The 9,973-nt window shown below is 48.3% G+C and carries 7 protein-coding genes; 2 read left to right on the forward strand and 5 right to left on the reverse strand.

The features are described from left to right. Positions 1-160: 160 nt before the first annotated feature. The 4 genes from AC1WIP_RS06365 to AC1WIP_RS06380 all read right to left on the reverse strand — a co-directional run bounded on the left by AC1WIP_RS06365 (position 161) and on the right by AC1WIP_RS06380 (position 5,395). Positions 161-1,798 (reverse strand): hypothetical protein, encoded by a 1,638-nt coding sequence (locus AC1WIP_RS06365; RefSeq protein ID WP_481141055.1) that lies wholly within the window; start codon positions 1,796-1,798, stop codon positions 161-163. A 113-nt stretch (positions 1,799-1,911) separates the two neighbouring features. Further along, the gene (locus AC1WIP_RS06370) at positions 1,912-3,543 is read right to left on the reverse strand and encodes an ABC transporter substrate-binding protein (protein ID WP_481141056.1); all 1,632 of its coding nucleotides are present in this window, start codon (positions 3,541-3,543) and stop codon (positions 1,912-1,914) included. A gap of 36 nt (positions 3,544-3,579) precedes the next feature. Further along, positions 3,580-4,461 (reverse strand): carbohydrate ABC transporter permease, encoded by an 882-nt coding sequence (locus tag AC1WIP_RS06375; RefSeq protein WP_481141057.1) that lies wholly within the window; start codon positions 4,459-4,461, stop codon positions 3,580-3,582. Positions 4,462-4,474: 13 nt separating this feature from the next. Next, positions 4,475-5,395, reverse strand: coding sequence for an ABC transporter permease (locus tag AC1WIP_RS06380; RefSeq protein ID WP_318708239.1), 921 nt, complete (start codon positions 5,393-5,395; stop codon positions 4,475-4,477). A gap of 203 nt (positions 5,396-5,598) precedes the next feature. Between AC1WIP_RS06380 and AC1WIP_RS06385 the strand changes: the two genes are divergently transcribed. Both AC1WIP_RS06385 and AC1WIP_RS06390 read left to right on the forward strand, forming a co-directional pair. Further along, complete coding sequence (locus tag AC1WIP_RS06385) at positions 5,599-6,849, forward strand: response regulator transcription factor (protein ID WP_481141058.1); 1,251 nt, start codon at positions 5,599-5,601, stop codon at positions 6,847-6,849. 10 nt (positions 6,850-6,859) lie between these two features. After that, positions 6,860-8,599 (forward strand): sensor histidine kinase, encoded by a 1,740-nt coding sequence (locus tag AC1WIP_RS06390; RefSeq protein ID WP_481141060.1) that lies wholly within the window; start codon positions 6,860-6,862, stop codon positions 8,597-8,599. 33 nt (positions 8,600-8,632) lie between these two features. Here AC1WIP_RS06390 and AC1WIP_RS06395 read toward each other — a convergent pair whose 3' ends face one another. Continuing rightward, positions 8,633-9,835 carry a class I SAM-dependent rRNA methyltransferase gene (locus AC1WIP_RS06395; protein WP_481141061.1) on the reverse strand — a complete coding sequence of 401 codons (1,203 nt, stop codon included), beginning with the start codon at positions 9,833-9,835 and terminating at the stop codon, positions 8,633-8,635. Positions 9,836-9,973 lie beyond the last annotated feature (138 nt).

A 9,973-nucleotide genomic window follows, 5' to 3' on the forward strand; every position in this document is an offset into this window, starting at 1 on the left:
GGACAGAGCCTGCCCAAATCTATCTCCCAGCCCTTGAGTACGGGCCTTTTCCGAATTCCTTCCGCCGCATAATAGGGCAGATATTCTACCTCTGCCTGCGGCCTGGTTTCCAGCATATGCTTTAATATTTTCTCCATGCCATCCTCCGTCCAAAGCTTTTTCACACATCCTCTGTAAAATCCAGCGTCACGTCCCCTGCCTGTATCCTTCCGCTGCCCCAGTCGGACCGCAGCATGGGGGAAGCATATGTAGGGTAGGGAAATGCTTCCTGTTTTCCCTGGTAAAAGCGCTGTTTTTTACTCATGGCCAGTTCCCCGAACGCAAGGGTCATCCTGTCACTGTCAAAGCTTATTTTCTGTGGGCGGAGCGCTTCCTGAAACGCCTCCAGGGACGGATAATGCTCTTTTGTGTCCACAGTGCACACTATGGCATGCCTCCTTCCCATGCTCTTCCATTCTATGTCATGATACTTTTGGCTTCCCTCCTGAAAGCCGCAGAAGCTCCAGAGCATTCCGTATACCTCATCCCCCTTTTGAAACCACAGATATCTGCCCTCCACTTGAATTTTTAATTTTTTCAGTGGTATATGGGTGTGTATCATGGGAATTTCCTTTTCCGGTATATTGTAAAGAGCCATCGCCACATTTTTGTGGCAGTAAAAGCTTCCGCAGCCGCAGCCCAGGTCGCCGGTCCAGTATCCATGCTCCCTTCCCTCCGCTCCAAAGCTTCCCGGATGATGGGTAAAAATCCGCAAGTCGGTGCCTCCGCAAAGAGTAAGCTCCCACTCATGCTGCTGGTGATGGGCATACCAGGCCGCTTCACTTCCCTTGGGGTAGTCATCCTGCCAGTTTACCGCCCCGATCACATAATAAGGCGTCACATAAGTATATTTGTTGATGCTGCCCGGAACCTGGGGCAGCTGCCTCTGAGGAGTCTTGCAGGTAATTGAGTGCAGATGCTTGCTCTCATAGTTCTCCCAGCTTTCGGGTCTGCTAAGAACCATCTCATATATATAGTCCGGGGGACGGTAGCCGGAGGAGAGAAGCTCTATTGCTTCATAGCCATAGATTTCTTCTCCGAAATAATACTGGTAGACTCCGCACATGGGCGCATTTTTAAAATTCAATACCATTTTTTCATACACTCTCCCATGGGCTCCCCCGTAAAGCCCTTCCCTGGAGCAGTCCGCGATCATGTCCATAAGCAGCACGTCAACGCTCATTGCGGCATAGCGGCTTGTGCCCTCTTCCCCAAAATCAATCAGATTCAGCAAAGCCCCCAGGGATTCCGCGCCATATCCCAGCGAATCAAATTCCGCCCATCCTCTCCGGGCACGGAACCTGATAAAATCCCGGATGTATTTTCTGTCCTCAGAAAGGATTTCCTTTGCCGTTTTTTGGTATTGTTTAAAAAGAGCATCCTGATATCTAAAGGCATACAAATATCTGGCGGTTCGAAACAGCAGCATATGGTTTTCAGATTTGTATTTGCTTTCAAAATCTCTCTCCGTGAAAAAGGCATGGATAGCCTTTAGGGTCTTTTCACTGAGGCTCTCCCGGGCCAGGCACAGCGCCCGAATCAGCTTGCCCGCCGCAAAATCCGGCTCTCCCTGCGGGTCTCTCCCACTGGGATGGGGAAGCTCAAACCACTTTGCCACCCGGCAAAGCTGTTTATCTGCCTCCGATACCTTCTCTTTACAGTACAGGATTTTGGCAATGCTGCTTCCTCCGTAAACATCATTTTCCGGCTCCATTTCCACCAGCCGCCTGATCATTTCGTCACGATATTTTCTATTCATACTCCCGGCCCTCTTAAACCTGACAGCTTCTGCAGCTGAAGCATATTTTCCCGGTATGGAAAGGGGATGCCGCAGCATCCCCTTCTTCCTGCTTTCCTTTAACGAAAACGCGTTTATTGATTTGCCAGAAATTCATCCAGCTGCCTTTGGAACTCTGCAATTACCTCATCCATACCGGCCACTTTTAATTTTTCTATATATTCATTGTAGCAGGCTTCCCAGCCGTCTTCTCCCAGTACGCCCTGCAGCAAGGTATCTCTGTACTCGCTGGTCACCGCCTTGATCTGGTCTAATTGCACGGAAACGCTGTCCGTATCCGCCACAAATCCCACCAGATCGGAGGTGATGGTATTGTCGCCCTCGTTTACCTCCAGGGCAATGGCGCTGTTCTCATCAGATACAGCCTGATTCTTATAGGCGTAAAAGGTATTTCCGATGATCCATTTCATCGCGGCATAGGAGGTATCGATTCCGCCCTGGGTGCCGCTGTATTCAAGGGTCTCTATTCTGTCCGGATCATTTTCATCCCTTGTATAATGCACTCCCTCTATGCCAAATACCATCGTGTTATAGATTTCTTTGCCTTTTTCGGTGCCTGTAGTAAGGGCTTCAATAAATTTGATTGCCTCCTCAGGATGCTCGCAGGTGGAAGAAATGCCATTGCCGCCTGCTGCCCAGCTGTTCTGAATGTAATACTGCTGCTGTGTGGGAATTGCCACTACCTCAAAACCCCATTCGTTTTTATAGGTTTCCGCCACCGTCTCAGGATCTCCGATGGCGCCATTGTAGCTGAGAATCCAAGAGGTGGGATTCAGCATGTTTTCATATCGAAGCTCGGAGGCCTCAACGGTGAGCACATCCGGATGAATGATACCAGCGTCATACCACTGGGCGCTGAGCGCGCAAAGCTGCCTTGCCATATCGGTGGCATATTTATAGGTCACCTGGCCGCTGCCGGCTTCCACGATAAAGTCTCCTGAGACAACATCAAAATAGTCTCTGAAGTAAAAGCCCTGTGTTCCTGTTTCGAACAGCACTCTGCTTGGCAGAGAGGGAAGATATTTGCCGTCGCCCTCTCCTTCCCGGACCGCCATGAGATATTCCTCCATCACCGCCATCTTATCCTCATAGCTGCTGTCAGGATCCGTCAGCACGGAAACGATCTTGTCATAATCCCCATATTTATCCATATACTCCTTCGGGGTAAACAGATAGCCCATGTTACATGCCTGCTGATAATTGGGAACCATATAGATTTTGCCATCCACGCTGCCCATCTTCCACAGCCATTCCGGCAGCTCCGCTCTCAGCTCATCGCTGATGAGATCATCCAGCGGCATATAGCTTCCGTTTTCCACCTGCTCATAAAAGTCCAGGGAAACCGAATTCAAAATGTCGATCTGCTGGCCTGCAGACTGTGCCAGAGTCACATGCTCCTGGTACTCCGACGAAGTGGAGCAATTCAGATTGATTGTCACATGCTCCAGGCCCGGATATGTTTTAAGCAGCTCATTTACCCTCTGCTCCACCATTTCCGTGTCCTCCTGCTGCCCGTTTCCACGGTAATACCACTCCAGCGTAACCGGCTCCTTTGGTTCCGCCGCCTCCTCTGACGAAACAGGCAGCGCATCGCTTTCCTGGGCCTGGCTGCTTTCTGTGGTCTCCTGGCTGCCGCAGCCCGCCAGACCAAGGAGCATCACTGCCGCCATTAAGCCCGCCGCCCTTTTCATGGTTTTCTCTCTCATATTTCTTCCTCCTTTAATATGATAAAAAATATTACCTTACCCCTTCACTCCTCCCAGCGTCATTCCTTTCGCAAAATATTTCTGGAAGAAAGGGAAAATAAGCAAAACCGGTCCCGCTGCCACCAGCGCCATGGCATAGCGGAAGCTCTCTGTGGGGAATACCTCTCCGCCCATCAGCGATCCTGCGTCCGCCAGCTGCCGCAGGTATTCCGCCTCATTTAAAATTCTCTGCAGAAGATATTGCAGGGAATAAAGATTGGGATCACGAATATACAGCATGGACGTCATCCAGTCGTTCCATTTATCTACTAGGAACAAAAATCCGATGGACGCAAGCACCGGCTTGCTCAGGGGCATTACAATGCGGAAACAAATAAACAATTCCGTGGCTCCGTCCACCTTTGCCGCTTCTATCAGCTCATAGGGAATGGAACGATAATTGGTCCGTATGATCATCACACTGTACGCAGATACCAGTCCCGGCAATATATATACCAGCAGATTGTCGTTTAGGTGCAGATAGCGGACGATCAATAAATAGGACGGCACCATTCCTCCCGAAAACAGCATGGTAAAAAAAACAAAGAAGCTTAAAATACTTTTGAACCGGTAATTAGGTCTGGCCAGGGGGTATGCCAAAAGTCCCATCACGAGCACGGCCAGGGCCGTGGAAATCGTTGTGAAGATAATGTTCACCTCATAGGACCTGAGAATCTGGCTCGGATTCCGAAATACCAGCTCATAGGACTCCAGGGAAAAAACTCTGGGTATCAGAGAATATCCTGCTATGGCAAGGGATTTTTCATCCGAAAAAGATATAGAAATACACAACAGGAAGGGAACAATATAGCATATGGCAAAAATGATAAATATAGCGTTTAGTATAACCTGGCCCCAGGCTATTTTCTTTTTTCTCATGCTGCTACCTCCGTCAAAACAGGCTGTTTTCCGGGCTTATTTTTCTGACTATCGTATTGGTGAGTATTACCATAATAAATCCGGCAACGGACTGAAACAGACCTACGGCAGTGGACTTTGCCATGGACCCGGCTTTCAGTGCCCGGTAAACATAGGTGTTGATAATATCCGTAGCAGGATACAAAAGCCCCTGATCCTTGGGCACCTGGTAAAACAATCCAAAATCCCCCGAAAACATATGGCCGATATTCAAAATCGTGGAAATCACCATTGTGGGAATCAAATGGGGTATCATAATATGGATGATCTGCTGGAGCTTGTTTGCCCCGTCTAAGGTGGAGGCCTCTAAAAGTCCCTCATCCAGCCCCATCAGCGCCGAATAATAGATGACGCTGCTCATCCCTACCGTCCTCCATACCTGCACCAGCAGGAGAATTACAGGCCAGTATTCCGGAACCGAATACCACTGCACCTTCTCTCCGCCGAATGCCTGAATAATGGTATTTGCAATACCATAGGAGGGGTTCAAAATTGTGTAGGTCAAAAAGGATATGATTACCACGGACAGAAATTTCGGCAGGATCATCACTGTGTTGTAAAATTTCAGCGCCTTTCTGGAACGCAGACTGTAAAACATCAGCGCAAGACCCACGCTGGCAAAAAGTCCTACTACGATAAAAAGAATACTGTACCCCAGCGTATTTCTGATAACTCTGGCCGCGTCCTGGGAGGTAAAGAAAAATTTGAAATTTTCCAGCCCGCACCATTCACTTCCCAGAATTCCCTTTAACGGCTTATAATCCTTAAAAGCGATTATGATTCCCGCCATGGGCAGATAATTAAAGATAAACAAAAGTACAATTCCGGGAAGCGCCAGCATTGTCAGACTTATGCTTTCTTTGTATGTAACCTTGCTGATTTTACTTCGTTTCAATCTGACTCCTTTCCGAAGCTCTCCATGACTTCTTTCCTGATAAATTTATTATAAAAAGGGAAAAAAGCAATTTAAAGTATCGTTTTCTGATATAAGCACCGTTTTCGCTCGCATTGTTTGTTTTTGGATAAATCGTATGGTATACTATAACTCAGCAAGGGGAATTGTTGGATAAAATGGAACAACTTGAAATGGAGATTTTTATGAATAAAATCATGATCGTGGATGATGAACCTATGACCCGGTCCCACATCCAGCAGTTTTTACAGATGAAGTTTCCCTCCTATGAGATCACCGGAGTCTATGGGAATGGCGCGGAGGCTTTTGATGCTTTTAGGAAAAATCCGGCCGACATTGTCATAACAGATATCCGCATGCCTGTCATGGACGGCCTGGAGCTGATTCAAAAGCTCCAGGAGCTTTCTACGTTTTTTGTTCCTATCATTATCAGCGGATACAGTGAATTTACCTATGCCAAAACAGCCATGCATCTGGGCGTTATTCATTATCTGCTGAAGCCCTTGGATTTTGCGGAACTCACACAAAGCCTGGAGGCGGCTTCCTCCAAGCTTCATCAAAATCAGATGCTTCACGATCACACCTCCTCTCTGCTGGAAGATCAGGAGCTGTTTTTTGCGGATTTGATCAGCGGGCTTTTTGCCGATCCCCAAAAGCTGGCCGCCGCCTTTCATAGGCTTGACTTTTCCTTTTCTCTCTCCGAGAGCTGCGGCGTGTATCTGAGGCTTTCTCTGATAAATCCTTCCGAGCCTTACTGTTATGAACGGGAAACCCTGGAGACCGCATTTACCAATCTGATCCATATGCTTCTGCGTCCCAAATGCGTCAGCACGATTTTCCGCACCAGAAAATCCTATGATATTCTGATCATTCATCCTGACGCCGCCGTGACAGACAATTCCCTGCAGGAGCTGTGTGCTGAAGCAAAGTCTCTTTTAAAGCTTGATATTTCGGTTTCGCTTCTATTCTCCTTTCAGCATTTGGAGCAGCTGACCTCCTCCTTAAAGGAGTCTCTCCCCCGTTCCGGGCAGGCATTTAAGCCCCATGAAGCCCATACCCTGCCCAGCGGGGAAAACGCCTCCTATACAAGGCCTGAGCCTTCAAGCGCTCAGGAAAGCATACGCCTTGCCATTTCCTATATCAAGGAGCATTACAGCGAGGATTTCACCTGCCAGGAGCTTGCCTCCAAGGTGTATATGTCCAGTGCACATTTCAGCCGCTGCTTTAAGCAGGAAACCGGCGTTAGCTTTCTGGATTATCTCACGGAGGTACGCATGCAGAAAGCGCTTCTTTTGCTGAACACCAATATCAAGGTTCAGGATATCGGCAAAATGGTAGGGTATCCCAGCAAAAACCGGTTTTTTATCAATTTCAGAAACTATACCTCCTATACGCCCACCGAGTACCGGAGAAAAGTATTAAAAATCATGAATTAGAGGAATGAACATGAATACCATCCGAAAATACGCCCTCCACAAATCCTTCTTTAAATATTTTTTTATTCTGCTTTCCTTTATCACCATTTTGTTCCTGGCCTTCGCTTTCTATACCTATGGCAGCTCCAGGAAAGCCTTGCAGCATGAATTTCTTACCTACAGCCAGCAGCAGACAGTCCGGGTGGCCAGGGACGTGGACGACTATATGCTGAGCATGCGCTACATTATGGCTACCCTTTACAATAATTCCATCGTCCGGACCTTCTTTACCATGGAAAGCCCTGATCTTTTGATTGACAGCGGCTCTCAGCGCATTTTGCAGCAGCTCAATACCTATAAAAACAGTTATACCTCGCTGGATTCTATTTACCTTTATTCCCATGCTTTCCAGAAGATCGCCACCAGCGAGTTTTCCGTATATAACGCGTCCATGTACAGCGATGTTAATTGGATGGAGCAGATTGCTCCTACCGAAAAGCCTTATCTGCTTTTTCCCCGCAGAAAAAACGGGCATTACCCTTATCTGGTCTGTCTGGCAAAGCCTATGGAAAGCGGTTCCGGCCTTGATTATATTATACTGAATCTGGATTTTTCCAAGCTTTCTACCCTCTCCTCCTTTGCGGAACTGGAATCACAGCATATTTACATTGTCACCGACGATGGAAGCATCCTTTTCCGCAATGGGCAAAAGGACGTTTATGAACCTCTCTCCACCATACCGGAGCTTTCTCACTTTGCCGCTGAGGAAACGCAAAAGCAGGAATTCGTCAATGCCAGTATGCCCTATATTTATACTCAGTATCATTCTGAAGAATATCCATGGAGCTATGTTCTGATTACCGACATGAGCGACTACACCTCAAGGCTTACGGGAACCAGGTCTCTGCTCCTTACCTTTTCCTTCTGCCTTTTTATCCTTTCCCTGGTGCTGATTTTCTTTTTCGTGTTCCGCTCCACCAAGCCCATCCGCTCCATTATGCAGTTTTTGGAGGACCCGGGAACTGTCTCCCTCAATGAAATCGGCAATGCGGAAAGCAAGGAAATCATCCGTAAGATCATGGCTTATATCCAGAAAAGCCAGTCCCTCTCCCAAGAACTCCAAAAGCAGTTAAAGCTCTTAAACGATGCAAAATTTCTGGCGCTGCAGTCCCAGATCAACCCTCACTTCCTGTTCAACACGCTGAATATGATCCATATGACTGAGATCGACTCTCTGGGCTATGAACATGAAGTGCCCCAGATTACCTTAAGCCTCAGCAAGCTTTTGCAATATGCTCTGGAATCTACGGATCTGGTGTCCTTAAGCACAGAATTTTACTACGCCCAGCTTTTCGTAGATATCCTGTCCAAACGCTATCAGGACAGAATTCAGTTTAAGCTTACGCTGCGCCCGGAAGCGGAGGAGGTTCTTGTTCCAAAGCTGATTATTCAGCCCCTGATTGAAAACGCTGTTTTTCATGGTCTTTCGGGACGCTGTGACGGGGAAAGCTGCGTAAAAGTCACGGCTGTTATAAAACAGGGACAATGCCTTCTGACCGTAGAGGATAACGGCATCGGCATGTCGGAAGAAAAGCTGAAAGAACTAAGAGAAAGGATTGCTGACACGGAAAATACTTCCACGCATTCCATCGGTCTGCACAATGTGAACCTCCGTATGTATCTGCTGTATGGGGATGCCTTTCATCTGGGCATTCGCAGCGCACCCATGGAGGGAACCATTATCCAGCTGGATTTCCCCGCTTCGGAGTAACAGTCCTTTAACTGTTACTCCGCTTTCCGTATGTCAGCCTTCGTTTACTGCCTGGAAAATATAAAACTTCAAGTAATAGGACTGGTCCGCCGCCCACAGGATGGGGTGATCGCAGGCCTGGGTGCGGAATTCCACCTGGCGCAGCCTTTTTCTTGCGCCTGCTGCGGCCTCCTTAATGGTTTTGGCAAACAGCTCCGGCTCCATAAAGTGAGAACAGGAGCAGGTCGCCAGAAAGCCGCCGTCCCGCACCAGCTTAAGCCCACGGAGATTGATTTCACGATATCCCTTCACCGCATTTTTGACGGAATTGCGGGATTTGGTGAAAGCGGGCGGGTCCAGGATCACCATGTCAAAGCGCTCTCCCTGTTCCTCCAGCTTGGGAAGCAGCTCAAACACATCCGCGCAGACAAACTGCACCTTATCCTCCAGATGGTTCAGCCTGGCGTTTTCCCGGGCCTGCTCCACCGCAAGAAGGGACGCATCCACTCCCAGCACGCTTTCCGCCCCCGCTATCCCGGCGTTTAAGGCGAAGGAACCCGTATGGGTAAAGCAGTCCAGCACCTTTTTCCCCCTGCTCAGACGCTGTATGGCCGCCCGGTTATTCTTCTGATCCAGGAAAAATCCGGTTTTTTGTCCTTCCTCTACGTCCACTATATATTTGACGCCGTTTTCACAGATTTCTACCTTGGTGTCAAAGGGCTCTCCTATAAAGCCTTTGTAACGCTCCATTCCCTCCTGAAGCCTCACCTTTGCGTCGCTGCGCTCATATACGCCCCGGATACAAATACCGTCCTCGGCCAATATTTTTTTGAGAGCCTCTACGATCACAGGCTTCCATCTGTCAATCCCCAGAGCCAGAGATTCCACCACCAGCACATCTGAAAACTTGTCCACCACAATCCCGGGCAGAAAATCCGCCTCTCCAAAAATCAGGCGGCAGCTTCCCGTATCGATGGTCTGCTTCCGGTACTCCCAGGCGTTTCGGACACGCTTTTCCATAAAGGCTTCATCGATTACAGCCTCCTTCTTTCGAGATAACAGTCGGACTGCGATCTTTGATTTCGTGTTCAAAAATCCCCAGCCCAAAAAGAAACCGTCAAAATCATGTACTGCCACAACGTCTCCATTTTCAAAGCTTCCCAGGATGGTGTCGATCTCGTTATCGTACACCCACATTCCCCCGGCCTTCAGCGTGCGCCCCTGGCCCTTTTTCAAAGTCACTATGGTCTGATTCATCCTTTTCTCCCCATCTGATTTCTGTGTTTTTAGCTCCTTTCATTATACTATTCCTTCCCGTCATTTTACAATACGCTTCTTACCTTGAGTTTCCGCAGAATTATCTCCACCAGGCAAATCTGCTGTATCCTGTTATCC

This window comes from Acetatifactor sp. (assembly GCF_982438285.1).